Source organism: Clostridium sp. AM34-9AC (assembly GCF_003480225.1).
Lineage (GTDB): Bacteria > Bacillota > Clostridia > Lachnospirales > Lachnospiraceae > Acetatifactor > Acetatifactor acetigignens.
Map to the genome: position 1 here is coordinate 108,242 of NZ_QUIU01000002.1, position 16,437 is coordinate 124,678.

The following is a 16,437-nucleotide window of genomic DNA, read 5'->3' on the forward strand; positions in this document are numbered from 1 at the left end:
AGAAGAAAGGAGGTGGGCCGATGACGAACATTATTGTCGTACTGCCGAAGCTGGAGGAAGCCAAAGGCGTCAAGAATATTCTGGTGCGCAGTGGCTTTCAGGTCACGGGTATCTGTACCACAGGCACTCAGGCTATCAGTCAGGCGGACGGTCTGAACGACGGTATTGTGATCTGCAGCTACAAGCTGGCGGACATGATATACACAGAACTACATGAAGATCTGCCGGAAGGTTTCGAGATGCTGCTGATGGCATCCCAGAATCTGATCAGTGAATGCTATGGCAATGGCATCGTATGTCTTTCCATGCCGTTAAAGGTACAGGACCTGATCAATACCGTGAACCTGATGGTGGAAGGTGTGGAACGCCGCAGAAGAAAACGCCGTATGCAGCCGAAAGTACGGAATGCAGCGGATGAAAAAGCAATCAAGGATGCCAAGGAATTACTGATGGCACGAAATCATATGACGGAAGAAGAAGCCCACCGCTACCTTCAGAAGACCAGTATGGACAGTGGTACCAATCTGGTGGAGACGGCACAGATGGTATTGTCCATGATGACGGAGTAAGCAGGACGGCCCGGAAATGCTTACAGGGATCCGGACGTTACAGACAGGATATGTGAAAGAGAACAACAGGAGGAACAGCAATCCATGAAATTTACAAAAATGCAGGGCTGCGGCAACGATTATGTATATGTCAACGGCTTTACGGAGAAGCTTTCACCGGAAGAGAAGCCGGAGATCGTAAGAAGCTTAAGTGACAGACATTTCGGAATCGGCGGCGACGGTGTGATCTTTATCAATCCGGCGGAAGAAGCGGATTTTGAGATGGAAATGTACAATGCGGACGGCAGCCGTTCGGAGATGTGCGGCAACGGCATCCGCTGCGTGGCAAAATATGTCTACGACAAGGGACTGACGGACAAGAAGGACATTACCATCGTCAGCGCCGGCAAAATAAAATATCTGAAACTCACCGTGGAGGGAAAGACCGCCACGGACAGAGGACAGGTGACGCTGGTACAGGTGAACATGGGAAATCCCATCCTTGCTCCGGCAGAGGTGCCGGTAACAGTGGAAGCCACACAGGAGACGGCAGACGGACCGGCGGTAGTGAATGCTCCCATCAGGGTAGACGACACGGAATACCACATGACATGTGTATCCATGGGCAATCCCCATGCCATCGTATTTATGGAAGGGGTAAAGGATCTTGACATTGAGAAGATCGGCCCGAAGTTTGAGCATCATACCTGTTTTCCTAACCGGACCAATACCGAATTCGTAGAGATTCTGGATCGGAAAAATGTGTTTATGCGCGTCTGGGAGAGAGGCACCGGGGAGACCCTTGCCTGTGGTACCGGATGTTGCGCCACGGCGGTGGCTTGTGTACTAAATGGTTTGACGGACGAGGAAATAACTGTTAAACTATTAGGCGGTGAACTGCACATCAAATGGGACCGCAAGGAGAATCTGGTCTACATGACCGGTCCTGCGAAGATCGTATTTGAAGGTGAAGTGGACCCGTACTCCATCTGATAGAATAAACACCTCCATAGAAACACGACGTGGCTGCTTGCAGACAAAGACGTGTTTCTATGAGAGGAGTAAACGAACATAAGTAAGTAGGGCGATCAGCCCGGATTACGAATGTTCGTTGCAATTTTGAGAGCACGTAGTGCGGAAAAATTGCTTATTTAAGCCAGCAAGGTGACAGCAATACTGCACCAGGGATAATAGAGAGGAGAACGTACTATGTTTAAAGTAAACGACAACTATTTAAAACTTCCCGGAAGCTATTTATTTTCCACCATCGGCAAAAAGGTAAGTGCGTATTCCGCAGCACACCCGGACAAGAAGATCATCCGTCTGGGCATCGGTGACGTGACACAGCCTTTGGCACCCGCTATCATTGATGCGCTGCACGGTGCAGTGGATGAGATGGGAAAAGCGGAGACTTTTCATGGTTACGCTCCCGACCTTGGTTATGAATTCCTGCGCAATGCCATTGCAGAGAATGATTATAAGGCAAGAGGCTGTGACATTGCACCGGACGAGATCTTTGTATCGGACGGAGCAAAATGTGACTGCGGCAATATTCAGGAAATCTTCAGTCTGGACAACAAGATTGCAGTATGTGACCCCGTTTACCCCGTATACGTAGATTCTAATGTTATGGCGGGCAGAACCGGCACTTACGATCCGAAGTCCGAGACCTGGAGTGATGTGATCTATATGCCCTGTCTGGCAGAGAACGGTTTTGCACCGGAACTGCCGAAGGAGACCCCGGATCTGATCTATCTGTGCTTCCCCAATAATCCTACCGGTGCCACCATTACCAAGGCGCAGCTGCAGGAGTGGGTGGACTATGCCAATAAGGTAGGCGCTGTCATTCTCTATGATGCGGCATACGAAGCATATATTTCCGAACCGGATGTGCCTCACAGTATCTATGAATGTGAAGGAGCCAGAACCTGTGCTATCGAGTTCCGTTCCTTCTCCAAGAATGCCGGCTTTACCGGAGTACGTCTGGGCTTTACCGTGATCCCCAAGGATTTAAAGAGCGGGGATGTGAGCCTCCATGCACTGTGGGCAAGAAGACACGGCACCAAATACAATGGAGCACCCTATATCGTACAGCGCGCCGGTGAGGCAGTATACTCTGCAGCAGGCAAGGCACAGCTGAAGGAGCAGGTTGCTTATTACATGAACAACGCACAGTATATCCTGAAGGGCTTGCAGGAAGCGGGCTTCACGGTATCCGGCGGTGTGAACGCTCCCTATATCTGGCTGAAAGCGCCTAACGGCATGACTAGCTGGGAGTTCTTCGATTACCTTCTGGAGAATGTCAACGTGGTGGGTACGCCCGGATCCGGTTTCGGACCCAGCGGAGAGCATTATTTCCGTCTGACGGCTTTCGGAAGCTATGAGAATACCGTGGAGGCAGTGGATCGTCTGAAGAAGATTCAGTTATAGGCAGCCGTTCTTTGCCATAAGAGGAATGGAGCAGATATATGCAGGAAAAGCAGAAAAAAGCAATCCGGTGGATCAGCCCGGTACTGATCGCATTGACAGCACTGATCGTGTGGCGCGTCAACTATGAGATCGAATTTATGATGGATGATGAGTGGTATTCGACGGTATTGTATGCGGATACACCGATCCGGAATCTCAGTGACATTATCCGTGCGCAGATCTGGCATTATTTTAACTGGGGCGGCAGAAGCATGGCGCATGCACTGCTGCAGCTGATCCTGCTGGCCGGAGAACACTGGGCGGATATCCTGAATACAGGAATGACACTGCTGTTGGGATGGTTGGCCTGCATGATAGCAGACAGACGTAAGCTCCCGTACTGGTTTGCAGCGTTGGGGATGATCCTGGGGCTGAATGCCAACTGGAAAATGAGTATGTTCTGGGAAGCCGGAGCAGCGAATTATCTGTATATGGCGGGTTTTCTGCTGGCATTTTTGTTCTGCTATCTGAAATATGAGGAGAAAAATCTGCCGGGGATCGTTATCTGGATCCTTCCACTGGGACTGATCGCAGGCTGGAGCAATGAGAATATGGGGCCTGCGGTATGGCTCCTGAGTCTTCTGGTGATCCTGTTAAGACACAGAGAGCACAAAAAAGCTCCGGTGTGGATGTATCTGGGAAACATCAGCTGCCTGGCGGGAACCATTCTGATGATCGCTGCACCGGGCAATTTTGTCCGCAGCGGGGAGACGGGGGAAGAAGCCTACAGCCTGCTGTGGAGAATGTATCTGCGCTGCTACGCAGAAGCGAAGGGAGTTATGGAGTATCTGTTCCCTGCCCTGCTGCTTACGGTATTTGCACTGATCGTCTGCAAAGGCATTCTGAAAGAAAAACTGGGCAGAAATACAGTGCTGTTATTGCTGGGGGCACTGTTGTCCTGGGGTGCCATGATCCTGTCCCCACACTATCCGGACCGGGCGGCTTTCGGAACGATGGTTTTGTTGATTTGTGCGATTTTATCCATGGTAGGGAAAATCGCAGACAGGCAGAAAGAAAATGTCTGGATGTTCTATGGCTGTGCCGTGCTGATATGGCTGCGGGGGATGTATTTTCTGGTGGAATATCTGGGATTATGCTGGGGCTGGATCAAATAAGTGAATAAATGTCCATTATAAAAGACCTCACAGTCGGCAGATGCGCCGGCAGTGAGGTCTTTTATGAGTGTACACATTATTTTCTGGCATACCGGCTCCGGTACTGGCGCGGTGTCATGCCGGTCTTTTTACGGAAGATCTGCGAGAAATAAGACTGCGAAGAAAAGCCGACGCTGGTGGCTACCTGAGCTACCGACAGATTGGAGGACACCAGAAGCCCCTTGCAGGCTTCCAGCCTCCGGTCTGTCAGGTAATTGATCGGAGACTGTCCGACACATTCGGTAAAGGAGTGTGCCAGATAGAATTTGTTGATATGTGTGATCTCCGCCAGGGAATCCAGTGTAATGTTCTGGGAATAGTTGGAATCGATATAACGCTTCGCCAGAGCACATTCCTTGGACAACTGGAAGGAGGAGTCAGAGATGACGGACAGATTCTGCTTCCGGGAAATATATACCAGAAGCACTTGGAGCAGTCCGTGGCACACCTGTTCAAAGCCGGGAAGTTTGTCGCGGAATTCCTGCATCATCAGCTGGGCAAAGTTGATGAACTGTTTTTTATCAGAGCCGTAGCTATAGAAGCTGTATCCCTTCGGATTGTCCTGCCCTGCACCGGAAAAAGAAAATGCAAGTCCGTCCACACCGAATACGATATATTCCATGGGATCGTTGGGAAGTGTTTTTTCCGTGTGCTCTACATAGGGATTGATGATGACCAGATCATCCGTCTTCACAGGCACCTTTTCGTTCTCTATATAGAAGGCGCCCTCGCCCCGCAGGACATAGAACAGTTCTGAAAAGTGGTGGGTATGCGGAAGGGACTGCCAGTCACCTTCGTATTTGGAGATGGAGATATAACGAAGCTGGAAATGTTCCGGGGAACTGTTTGCCGATCCGATATTGACAAATTCATTACTCATAAATAGATACCTTCTTTATCTTATTTTATTGTGCACTTTTTCAAATTCACAGCATTTTTTATAATGAATATATAAAAAGAACAATATTTTACAAACACATTCGTAAAAAAGACGAAAAAATAAAAAACTGTATGATTGGGATAAGCATATTATACATAATCATTTCAAAAAATCCACTATTTTAGTAACAAAATAGCAATAAACATAACAAAACAAGCAACAAAGAAATTGATATCAGGTCAGGAAGCCGATATACTTTAGTCATCAGCTGCAAGATAGTACAAAAGTGATGGGAGGAAACCATGCGATGACAGGAAGACTGACGCTGCCGACCGATGCAGACATCATTGACGAAACGATACGCTTAAAAAATCTTCTGGGTGCAGACGCTTTAAGAGACTGTGACGGAACCGAAATGCCGGAAGCACTTTTGTCAGAGCCGGTGAAGAAATATGCAACTTATTATACCACGCGAAAGGATAATGCGTGGGCAATGAAGCATCCGGAGGAGATCCAGCAGGAATACCTGATCAGCAACCGCATCACCGCCAGAGGGGAAACACTCCGCATCCGACTGATGGAAGGCTTCCATACGGAGCAGCTTAAGGTCAATACGCTGGACGATCCGAAGCGTTGGTGGGAAGTGATCGACAGAACGACCGGTGAAGTGGTGCCGACGGATGCATGGGAATTTGATGAGGCATCCGGTGAAGTGGAGATCCGTACGATCCCCTATCATGAGTATACGGTAAGCTTTCTGGCATTTTTGATCTGGGATCCGGTACACATGTACAATTTCATCACGAATGACTGGAAGGATACACCGCATCAGCTCACTTACGATGTGAGACAGCCCAAGACCAAACAGTATGTGAAAGACAAGCTGAGAAAATGGTGTGAAGACAATCCTCATATCGATGTGGTCCGCTTCACTACCTTTTTCCATCAGTTTACACTGACCTTCGATGACAAGAAGCGGGAAAAATTTGTAGAGTGGTTTGGATACAGCGCAAGTGTGAGCCCCTATATCCTGGAACAGTTTGAAAAATGGGCAGGTTACAAATTCCGCCCGGAGTACATTGTGGATCAGGGATATCACAACAGCATGTTCCGCGTTCCCAGCAAACAGTTCCTGGATTTCATAGAGTTCCAGCAGATCGAGGTATGTGCGCTGGCGAAGGAGCTGGTAGATATTGTACATTCTTATGGCAAGGAAGCTATGATGTTCCTCGGAGATCATTGGATCGGAACAGAGCCCTACGGTAAATATTTCGCGGGCATCGGACTGGATGCAGTGGTAGGTTCTGTCGGAAGCGGTGTGACGCTTCGTATGATCTCTGATATCAAGGGAGTGGATTATACCGAAGGACGGCTGCTGCCTTACTTTTTCCCGGATGTGTTCTGCGAAGGCGGTGACCCGATCGGAGAGGCAAGGGATAACTGGCGTAAAGCAAGGCGTGCATTACTCAGGTCCCCTCTGGACAGGATCGGATATGGCGGTTATCTGAAGCTGGCAAGTAATTGGCCCGGTTTCATTGATGAAATACAAAATGTAGTAACACAGTTTCGGGAGATCCATGAAAATATGCAGGGGACAGCTTCCTATGTGGCACCTTTCAAGGTGGCGATCCTGAACTGCTGGGGCAGTCAGAGAAGGTGGATGTCCAATCAGGTACATCATGCGATCTGGCACAGGGAAACCTATTCCGCAGAGGGAGTACTGGAATGCTTAAGCGGAATGCCTTTTGAGGTCGAGTTCATTTCCTTTGATGATGTCAGGAATGGCATCCCTGAGGAGATCAAGGTCATCATTAATGTCGGGGATGCGTACACCGCATTCAGCGGCGCGGAGAACTGGATCGACGAAAAGGTCCTGACCAATATCAGACGCTTTGTGGATCAGGGAGGCGGCTTCATCGGTGTGGGTGAGCCTACCGCTTATCAGCATCAGGGAAGATATTTCCAATTGTCCGATGTGCTCGGTGTAGACCGCGAGATGTGCTTCTCTCTCAGCACGGACAAATATAATGAGAAAAATGACGATCACTTTATCTTAGAGGATATTGACGGAAGCTTAGATTTCGGCGAGGGCACCAGCCGCGTCTATGCACAGGGCGGACATTATCAGATCCTTGCGATGGATGGGGAATACAGCCAGCTGGTGGTCAATGAATATGGCAGAGGACACAGTGTGTATTTTGCAGGTCTTCCGTATTCTCCTCAGAACTGCAGACTTCTGCTTCGGGCAATCTATTATGCAGCCGGCATGGAGCAGGAGATGAAGCGTTACTATGTAACGAATGTGGATACCGAAGTAACGGTATTCCAGAAGACCGGCAAGATCGCAGTGATCAACAACTCAGCACAGGCACAGCACACAGAGCTGTATATCAAAGGAAAATGTGCGTATGTGCTGGATCTGAAACCCGGCGAAATGCGTTGGGTGGACGATATCGAAGACAGGTAACTTATGGAAGGCAAAAAGCGTTTCATATTTTATAAGGAAGTACTTTACAAGTATAAGGAGGTTATTTAAGATGAAAAAGAAAGTATTAAGCGTGCTCTTAGTAGCGGCAATGGCTATGTCCATGCTGGCCGGATGTGGCAGCAAGCCTGCCGAAAATGATGCGCAGAGCGCAGCATCCAGCGAGGCATCCAAGGAAACAGAGGCAGCAGCAGAAACAACTGCTTCCGCAGAAGACGAGACACTGACCGTATGGTGCTGGGATCCTAACTTCAATGTCTATGCAATGAAGCAGGCAGAGAAGGCATATCAGGTGGATCATCCTAACTTCAAGTTAGACATTCAGGAGAAGGTATATAGCGATATCGAGACTGCTCTGATCACAGCGGCTGAAGCCGGTGATTACAGCACATTACCGGATATCTTCCTGATGCAGGATTATTCCTTCCACAAAAATGCAACCAATTATCCCGGAATCTTCACAGCACTGGATGACTGCGGAATTGATTTCTCCCAGTTCTCTATGGGTAAGCTGGCTGACTCCACTGTAGATGGAACACATTATGGTATTCCTTTTGATAATGGTGCTACCATCATGGCGATCCGTTCCGATATGGTAGAAGCAGCAGGCCTTAAGGTAGAAGATTTCAAGGATACCACATGGTCTGAGTTCATGGAGCTGTCCAAGAAGGTAATGGCTGCGAATGATGTTCCCATGCTGACCTGCTCCGGCGGTTCTGAGATTGTGATCGAGATGTTACAGTCTGCAGGCGCTTCTCCCATGGTGGATGGAAAGGTGACACTGGTTGACAACGCAGCACTGAAGAAAGCAATCGAGACCTATAAGCAGCTGATCGATGAAGGAATCATGGCAGATTATACCGACTGGGATCAGTATATCGCTTCCATGAACAAGGGTACTGCTGCAGGCGTTATCCAGGGCTGCTGGATCATGTCCTCCATTCAGGCAGCAGAGGATCAGGCAGGTAAATGGGCAATCGTGAATATGCCTAAGTTAGATGATGTAGAAGGCGCAACCAACTACGCTAACTGCGGTGGTGCAAGCTGGGCAGTATCTTCTAACTGCAAAAATACCGATCTGGCATTTGATTTCCTGAACGCTACCTTTGGTGCGGATGTAGATTTATACGATGATCTGCTGGTAAATGCAGGAGCGATCGCAAGTTACCTGCCCGCAGCACAGTCTGAGACCTATAATGAGGGCAATGAGTTCTACGGCGGTCAGGCAGTGTACAAGGATATCGTAGAGTTCGCCGGACATGTTCCCGGAATTGACTACGGTGCATACTACTCTGACATCAGAAGCGCACTGACAGATGCAATCACCAACGTTGTCCAGAAGAACGCTGATATCGATACAGAGATCAAAAACGCTCAGGATACCGTAGAGTTTAATATCGCTGAATAATCACCAGAGTATGGAAACTGGATAGTACCGGGGGTGCAGCAGTGCGTTCCCGGTACTGTTGTAGGAGAGAAACATGGAAAAGAAGAAAGCAAAATTAAGTTTGGAAAAAAGGCATAATCTGACCGGATGGGCATTCCTGCTCCCGGCATCGATTTTAATATTTGTATTTTGTTTCTATCCGATGTCACAGGCCATCCTTCTTTCTTTCCGGAAGACAGGAGGAGTCTTTAATGGTGTAGCGAATTATGCCAGAATCTTCAAGGATAAAACATTCCAGCAATGCTTGTTCAATACCTTCTTTTATTTTGTGATTCAGGTACCGATCATGCTTGTGCTCGCACTGATGCTGGCGCAGCTGCTGAATAATCCTAAGATAAAAGGGAAAGGTATTTTCCGCACTTTGATCTTTCTTCCGTGTGCAACGTCACTGGTATCTTATTCCATGATATTTAAGTCATTGTTTGCTCCGGATGGAGTGGTCAACAGAGTGCTGATGGCCATCGGACTGTCTTCTGTGGACTGGTTCCAGAGTACATGGCCGGCGCGTTGGGTCATCGTGATCGCACTGATCTGGAGATGGACCGGATATAATATGGTATTCTATCTGGCAGGATTACAGAATATCGATTATTCTGTATATGAGGCAAGCTACATCGACGGCGCGACACCGTTCCAGCAGTTTATGAAGATCACGATACCGTTGTTAAAGCCGACCATTCTGATGACGGCGATCATGTCTACTTCGGGAACACTGCAGCTGTTCGATGAGTCTATGAACCTGACAGCAGGCGGTCCCGGAAAATCTACAATGACATTGGCGCATTACATCTACAATATCTCCTTTGTGGAGACACCGAAATTTAATTATGCGGCAGCGTTGTCTGTATGCATACTTGTGATGGTAGCGGTTCTGTCTGCAATTCAGATGAAGGTGGGTGACAAACGTGACTAAATTCAAACAAATGATTTCCTACACGATCTTAGTGATAGCAAGTTTTCTGTCAGCATTTCCGCTGTATTATATGCTGTGCGGCGCGACTAACCAGAGTATTGATGTGGTAAGAGGACGCTTGATCCCGGGTACCTATATGATCGAGAATTTCAAGACCCTGGTCGACATGCAGAATCTCGGACTTGCAATGTTTAATTCCTTCCGCAATGCGATCGTGATCACGGTTGTGACACTGCTGATCTGTTCCATTGCCGGTTATGGATTTGAGATCTATCATGATAAGGGCAAGGATATTCTGATGAGTATTCTGCTGCTGGCAATGATGCTTCCGTTCGTAGCGATCATGATCCCCCTGTTCAAGATGTTTACCTCCTGGAAGCTGGTAAATACCTGGATCGCACTGGCACTGCCATCCATCTCGACTCCGTTTATGATCATGCTTTTCAGACAGGCGGCACGTTCTTTCCCTCATGATATTATCGAGGCTGCCAGACTGGAAGGTCTGAGCGAAATACAGATTTTCTTCCGGATGTTCATCCCGGTGATGAAATCTACCTATGGAGCGGCGATGACGGTTACATTTATGAATGCGTGGAATAATTATCTGTGGCCGACGATCATTTTACAGGACAGCAAGGCGATCACCATGCCGATGTTAGTAGCCAATCTGAAGAGTGGATACAGTGTGGATTATGGTATGCTGATGCTGGGAGTATTGATCTGTACACTTCCTACAGCGATCATCTTCCTGTGTTTACAGAAGAGCTTTGCAAATGGAATTACGGGAGCAGTGAAATAATGCAACAGAAAATGCCAAAACAGGAAACTATGACACAGGCGCATATCAGGAAGGCTCAGGGAGCCTTCCTTTTGGCGCATAGAATGGGCCTGATCGAGGATCCCACCATGGAGGGTCTGGAGACCCGACGACAGAAGCACAATGAAGAGCTGCGGAGAATGGAACAGGAAGGACAGCGGTTCTACGGACCGCATTATTTTTCCGCACCGGCGTATCTGCAATATGAGCTGACCCGCCTGAAGCTGGATTTTGTGCAGCCGTGTGAGAAGGTCCGGGAAGGTGGCTTCTGCCCGGATTTCACGGAGCAGGAGAAACGGGATTTTTACGAACAGAACAGAGATCTGTTCGGACGCTATCATGGGGATTATTTTACCTATGAGGAGGTGTCACAGATCATTGAGAAACGGTTACGGGAGGATGCATATGACAAGCTTATCTGCGACATATTATGTGAGTCAGAGAACAGGCAGTGATGAAAATGACGGACGCACATGCAGTACGGCGTTTGCCAGTCTGTCTGCTGTCAATCGAAGACACCTGCAGCCGGGCGACCGTGTCCTGCTGGAGCGGGGCAGTGTATTTTACGGACAATATCTGCATGTGACAGACAGCGGTACGAAAGAGGCACCGATCGTGATCGGAGCGTACGGCACAGCAGATGCACCGCCGCGGATCGATGCCTGCGGACAGGGGATCTGGTATCAGGATTATGGGACCCCGCTGGATGCACCTACGCATGTGTATCACGGCTATGTATCTTCCGCAGTGCTTTTGTACGATGCGGAGCATATTGTGGTCGAGGATCTGGAGATCACGAATGAAGGCAGCATGATCCCGGGAGAGCGTTATAGTCTGGGTGAGAAAATGAACCGTACCGGTGTGGCTGTGGTGGCTAAGGACAAAGGGGTGCGGGGCGGCATCACACTTAGGAATCTGTGGATCCATGATGTCCATGGGAATGTCTACGATAAACACATGAACAACGGTGGGATCTATATGACAGCGCTCCGTCCGGAATGTGAGGAGCTGACGGGTGTGGCACGGTATCGGGATATCGTTATTGAAGGATGCTTCGTGCACCGGGTCAGCCGCTGGGGAATTGCAGCAGGCTATACCTATGCCCATGATAAGTTCCGGGGGGCAGAGCTTACGGAAGCCGTTTTTCTGAACTATGGACATGAAAATATGCAGATACGGAATAATTATGTAAAAGAGGCCGGTGGGGATGGGATCACGCCGATGTATGCCCTGCGTCCTTTGGTGGAGCATAATATGGCAGACTCTGTGGCCTGCGAGATCAATGACCGGATCTATTGCGAGCCGGGCGACCGGATGGGAAAAGTGGCAGCCGGGATCTGGCCCTGGAAATGCAAGGATGCCCTGTTTCGTTATAATGAAGTCACGGACACCAGACTCAATCAGGACGGCATGGCATATGATGCGGATTCCGGGGACGGAACGGTGTATGAATCCAATTACAGCAGGCAGAATGAGGGAGGCTGTGTGATGTTCTGTCTGCAGGAGGCGATCCATAATACCTTCCGCGATAATATCAGCTATGATGATCTCGGTGGTACGATCAGCCCGTCAGAGAATCCGGATGCCCTGCTTCAGGATAATGTATACTATGTGCGCAGGGGGGTTCCCTTTGTACGTAAAAATATGGACGGAGGCAGCTTTACACAGGTGAATGACCGGGTTGTTGAGTTGTAAAATATGGTGCTGAGCCCAGGATGAAAACCTGTGGCTTGGCATTTTTTAATGCCTGATATTCTGGCGGCTCTGAAGCCGGCAGCCTGTTTTTATCGTTTTTATTGCCTGGGGATAAAGGATTGACTGAGATAAAAAAATACGGTAGAATCTGTATCAAAAATGATATACGAAAATGAGGAAAGGAGCCGGTGCATGGGCGAAAGTATATTACAACTTCGGCAGATCCGGAAATCATTTGACAATACAGAAGTATTAAAGGGCATTGACTTAGAAGCCGGACAGGGAGAATTTATTACGCTGTTAGGCGCCTCTGGCTGTGGCAAGACCACGACCTTACGCATTATTGCAGGGTTGGAGCTGCCGGATGCCGGGCAGGTGATCCTGGAAGGACAGGACATTACGAACCGTGAGCCGAACAAACGGGATGTCAATACGGTGTTCCAGAATTATGCCCTGTTTCCGCATATGAATGTGTCGGACAACGTAGGATATGGATTGAAGATCCGCAAAGTTCCGAAGGCAGAGATCGAGAGAAAAGTAGAACAGGCACTTCGTCTGGTCCAGCTGGAAGAGTACGGAAAACGGATGCCGGATCAGCTTTCCGGCGGACAGAAGCAGCGCATTGCCATTGCCAGAGCGGTGATCAATGAGCCGAAGGTGCTGTTGTTGGATGAACCGCTGGGAGCACTGGATCTGAAGCTGCGCAGGCAGATGCAGCTGGAACTGAAACGTCTGCAGAAGCAGCTGGGGATCACGTTTATTTACATCACTCACGATCAGGAAGAAGCCATCAATATGTCGGACCGCATCGGTGTCATGCACGAAGGCATCCTGGAACAGCTGGGGACGCCCAATGAGGTGTACTATCAGCCGCAGACCAGCTATGTGGCGGATTTTGTGGGAAATGCGAATATTCTGCATAAAAATGGGGAGACTTTTGCCATCCGCTCGGAAAACATTCTGATGAACGGGGAGGCAGTCTGCACACAGGAGGCTGTCGTGGTGGAAAAAAGCTTTGCCGGAGGGCAGCTGCGCATTCTGTTTGGCCTGCCGGACGGACAGACTCTGACCGCCAGCCGCTATGGAATCGACAATGACTTACAGCCGGGACAGCAGGTGAAGATCGGCTGGGATGCGAAAGACGCAGTAAAGGTAATAGATAATGACAAAGACGAAAATCACAAGTAACAGACGCAGGAGAAGCGGGAATGTCGGACTGATGATCCCTATGTATGTGTTCACGATTCTGTTTGTGGCACTGCCGATCCTGTATCTGTTTCTGTTAAGCTTTTTACAGAGAGCACAGGTCTGGGGTGTGGACTTTACGTTCACGCTGGACAATTACAAAAGAATATTGGAACCGCTGTATCTGGATACTTTCTGGCAGTCTCTGAAGCTGGCATTTACCGCCACCTTTTTCGTGGCGCTGATCGGATATCCGTACGGCTATTTCATGGCAAAAATGAACGCTGTCTGGAAGCGCAGGATGCTGTTGCTCATTATGATCCCTTTCTGGACCAGTGCGCTGATCCGCCTGTACGGCTGGATTATTGTCTTTCGCAGCAATGGTGTACTGGATAAGATCCTGATGGGGCTGCACCTGACGAAGCAGCCGTTAAAGCTGCTTTACACTTATCCGGCAGTGGTAGTGGGAATGGTTTATTCGCTACTGCCTTTTATGATCCTGGCGGTGTATTCCAGTGCGGAGAAGCTGGATGCCTCTCTGGTGGAAGCCTCCAGAGATCTGGGAGCCTCGGCGTGGAAAGCCTTCTGGACCGTCAGCTTCCGGCTGACGCTGCCGGGACTTTTGTCCGGCGTGGTGCTGTCCTTTATTCCGTCCATGGGACTGTTTTTCATAGCGGATATTCTGGGCGGCAATAAGATCGTGCTGGTAGGCAGTGTGATCCAGGAACAGATCACCAAGGGGCGGAATCAGCCCTTTGCGGCGGCGCTGTCCGCAGTACTGATGGTGCTGACTTCGGTGATGATCCGTCTGTACCGCAAGATCACCGGAACCTCACAGCTGGAAGGGATGATGTAGTGTATGAAAAAGAAAAAATGGCCCTTTGTATATGTGGCGGTGATCACAGTGCTGACCTATATTCCAATCCTGCTGACGGTGGCGTATTCCTTTAATGCTTCCAAACTGACCTCTGTGTGGGAAGGCTTTTCCCTGAAATGGTACCGGGAGTTGTTCCGGGACAGAGATCTGGGGGAAGCACTGATCAACAGCCTGATCCTTGCGGTACTTAGCTGTGCCTTTGCGGTGTTGATCGGCACTTCGGGAGCACTGGGGATGAGCCGCAGAAAACGGAAACTGGACGATGCAGTGGCCTATGTGTCCACACTCCCCATCATGATCCCGGAGATCATTCTGGGCATGGTATTTTTGTCCGTATTTTCCCTGATGGGACTGCCCTTTGGTATGGTCACGCTGGTGATCGCCCATACCACGTTCTGTGTGCCCTATGTGTTCACTATGGTACGGGCGAGACTGGTGGGAATGGACCGGTCTCTGGAAGAGGCGGCGCTGGATCTGGGAGCTACGAAGTGGCAGGTATTTAGGGATGTGATCCTGCCACAGATTCTTCCGGCGATCCTGTCGGGAGTGCTGCTTGCATTTGCCATGTCCTTCGACGATGTGGTGATCAGTATTTTTGTCACTGGACCGAAGGTCAATACCCTGCCGGTGAAGATCTACACGAAATTAAAGACCGGTGTGACACCGGAGATCAATGCACTTGCCACGGTCATGCTGTTTGTGATATTGTTGTGTCTGGCGGGGGCGTATGTGCTGGGACGTAAGTCGCAGACAGCTGTAGAGAAAGCTGCCGGGGGAAAATGAGGAAAGAACGATTCCGCAAATGCAATTGCGGATAAGTAACAACATAAAAATGTATAGCAGATGATGCAGGAGAACTGTATCGAAGGAGGAGATTATGAAGAAAAAGCTGGCAATGCTGTTGGCAGCGACCATGCTGGTCACGTTGTTTACCGGCTGTGGAGCAGGCGGTAAAGAAGATAAGGGAGAACTGAATCTCTATACCTGGGACGGCATGTTCCCCCAGGAGATTTTAGATGGTTTTGAAAAAGAGACCGGTATCCGTATCAATTATTCTAATTTTGACTATGATGAGGATATGCTGGCGAAGCTGGAAGAAACCAAGGGCGGTGATTACGATCTGGTCATTGCGGATGACTATATCATTGAGCTGGCCATTCAGGAGGGCCTGGCTCAGAAGCTGGATACTTCCAGAATCAGTACTTATGATAACCTGAATCCTGTATTTATGTCTCAGTTCTATGACCCGAAGAACGAATATACCGTGCCCTACGGAGCGGGCATTCCTCTGATCGTATACGATCCGGGACTGACGGATGTGAAGATCACAGGCTATGAGGATCTGTGGAATCCGGCACTGGAAAATAACGTGGCACTGACGGCAAACTATCGTGTTATCGACGGCATCACTTTAAAGACCATGGGAGAATCCTTCAACACCGAGGATCTGGATGTGATCCGGGCAGCAGGAGAGAAGCTTCTGAGTCTGGCTCCCAATATCCGTGTGATCAATGACAATAATACGCAGGATTATCTGATCAGCGGTGAGGTGGCAGCAGCGTTCCTGTATACTTCCCAGGTATCTGCGGCACTGCAGGCGAGACCGGATCTGGAAGTGGTATATCCCAAGGAGGGACTGGGCTTCGGCATCATGGCCGGATTTATACCTTCCCAGGCACCCAATGCAGATGCGGCTTATGCATTTTTGGACTATATCAACGATCCTGAGAATGCGGCGAAATGCTATGAGTATATCGGCTACTACTGCACCAACAAAGCTGCGGAAGAGTATATTTCCGACGACATGAAGAAAATGATCGTATTGCCGGAAGATGCAGCTGAGGGCGAGATCGTGCAGAATATCTCCCAGGAGGCAGAGGATCTGCATGCGGAGATCTGGAATCAGTTCAAGAGTGCATGCAACTAAAGTTGCAGCAACTAATCTTCCGTTCAGCCCGCGCCATTCG

General features: G+C 49.2%; 15 protein-coding genes. 14 read left to right on the forward strand and 1 reads right to left on the reverse strand.

Annotated features, from left to right (window positions below; genetic code table 11):
- The first annotated feature begins 20 nt into the window (after positions 1-20).
- From DW835_RS01590 to DW835_RS01605, 4 genes are all read left to right on the forward strand, one after another.
- On the forward strand, positions 21-569 hold the full coding sequence (locus tag DW835_RS01590; RefSeq protein WP_022312869.1) for an ANTAR domain-containing protein: 549 nt from the start codon (positions 21-23) through the stop codon (positions 567-569).
- An 84-nt stretch (positions 570-653) separates the two neighbouring features.
- On the forward strand, positions 654-1,541 hold the full coding sequence (gene dapF, locus DW835_RS01595) for a diaminopimelate epimerase (RefSeq protein WP_118668976.1): 888 nt from the start codon (positions 654-656) through the stop codon (positions 1,539-1,541).
- Between the two features lie 216 nt (positions 1,542-1,757).
- A complete protein-coding gene (locus tag DW835_RS01600) occupies positions 1,758-2,978 on the forward strand; it encodes an LL-diaminopimelate aminotransferase (RefSeq protein ID WP_022312868.1) in 1,221 nt (406 codons plus the stop codon).
- Between the two features lie 38 nt (positions 2,979-3,016).
- Positions 3,017-4,132, forward strand: coding sequence for a DUF6056 family protein (locus tag DW835_RS01605; protein WP_118730556.1), 1,116 nt, complete (start codon positions 3,017-3,019; stop codon positions 4,130-4,132).
- Between the two features lie 76 nt (positions 4,133-4,208).
- Here DW835_RS01605 and DW835_RS01610 read toward each other — a convergent pair whose 3' ends face one another.
- On the reverse strand, positions 4,209-5,051 hold the full coding sequence (locus DW835_RS01610) for an AraC family transcriptional regulator (protein WP_118537391.1): 843 nt from the start codon (positions 5,049-5,051) through the stop codon (positions 4,209-4,211).
- A gap of 289 nt (positions 5,052-5,340) precedes the next feature.
- Here DW835_RS01610 and gnpA point away from each other — a divergent pair, with 289 nt between their 5' ends.
- The 10 genes from gnpA to DW835_RS01660 all read left to right on the forward strand — a co-directional run bounded on the left by gnpA (position 5,341) and on the right by DW835_RS01660 (position 16,397).
- Positions 5,341-7,518, forward strand: coding sequence for a 1,3-beta-galactosyl-N-acetylhexosamine phosphorylase (gene gnpA / locus DW835_RS01615; protein ID WP_118730557.1), 2,178 nt, complete (start codon positions 5,341-5,343; stop codon positions 7,516-7,518).
- Between the two features lie 70 nt (positions 7,519-7,588).
- On the forward strand, positions 7,589-8,944 hold the full coding sequence (locus DW835_RS01620; protein WP_118502235.1) for an ABC transporter substrate-binding protein: 1,356 nt from the start codon (positions 7,589-7,591) through the stop codon (positions 8,942-8,944).
- Positions 8,945-9,017: 73 nt separating this feature from the next.
- Complete coding sequence (locus DW835_RS01625) at positions 9,018-9,896, forward strand: sugar ABC transporter permease (protein WP_022153577.1); 879 nt, start codon at positions 9,018-9,020, stop codon at positions 9,894-9,896.
- Positions 9,889-10,695 carry a carbohydrate ABC transporter permease gene (locus DW835_RS01630; RefSeq protein ID WP_022312863.1) on the forward strand — a complete coding sequence of 269 codons (807 nt, stop codon included), beginning with the start codon at positions 9,889-9,891 and terminating at the stop codon, positions 10,693-10,695. Before DW835_RS01625 ends, DW835_RS01630 begins: the two co-directional genes overlap by 8 nt.
- An 11-nt stretch (positions 10,696-10,706) precedes the next feature.
- Positions 10,707-11,168 carry a hypothetical protein gene (locus tag DW835_RS01635; protein ID WP_118730611.1) on the forward strand — a complete coding sequence of 154 codons (462 nt, stop codon included), beginning with the start codon at positions 10,707-10,709 and terminating at the stop codon, positions 11,166-11,168.
- On the forward strand, positions 11,119-12,408 hold the full coding sequence (locus DW835_RS01640; protein ID WP_118730558.1) for a polyhydroxyalkanoate depolymerase: 1,290 nt from the start codon (positions 11,119-11,121) through the stop codon (positions 12,406-12,408). Before DW835_RS01635 ends, DW835_RS01640 begins: the two co-directional genes overlap by 50 nt.
- Before the next feature lie 192 nt (positions 12,409-12,600).
- Positions 12,601-13,596 carry an ABC transporter ATP-binding protein gene (locus tag DW835_RS01645; RefSeq protein ID WP_118730559.1) on the forward strand — a complete coding sequence of 332 codons (996 nt, stop codon included), beginning with the start codon at positions 12,601-12,603 and terminating at the stop codon, positions 13,594-13,596.
- Positions 13,571-14,449: an ABC transporter permease gene (locus DW835_RS01650; RefSeq protein ID WP_118502241.1), complete on the forward strand. Its 879-nt coding sequence runs from the start codon at positions 13,571-13,573 to the stop codon at positions 14,447-14,449. The genes DW835_RS01645 and DW835_RS01650 overlap by 26 nt, the downstream gene beginning before the upstream one ends.
- A 3-nt stretch (positions 14,450-14,452) precedes the next feature.
- Entirely contained in the window at positions 14,453-15,253 is an 801-nt protein-coding gene (locus DW835_RS01655; RefSeq protein WP_118502243.1) for an ABC transporter permease, read from the forward strand.
- 94 nt (positions 15,254-15,347) lie between these two features.
- Positions 15,348-16,397: a spermidine/putrescine ABC transporter substrate-binding protein gene (locus tag DW835_RS01660; RefSeq protein ID WP_118502245.1), complete on the forward strand. Its 1,050-nt coding sequence runs from the start codon at positions 15,348-15,350 to the stop codon at positions 16,395-16,397.
- The last annotated feature ends 40 nt before the right edge of the window (positions 16,398-16,437 follow it).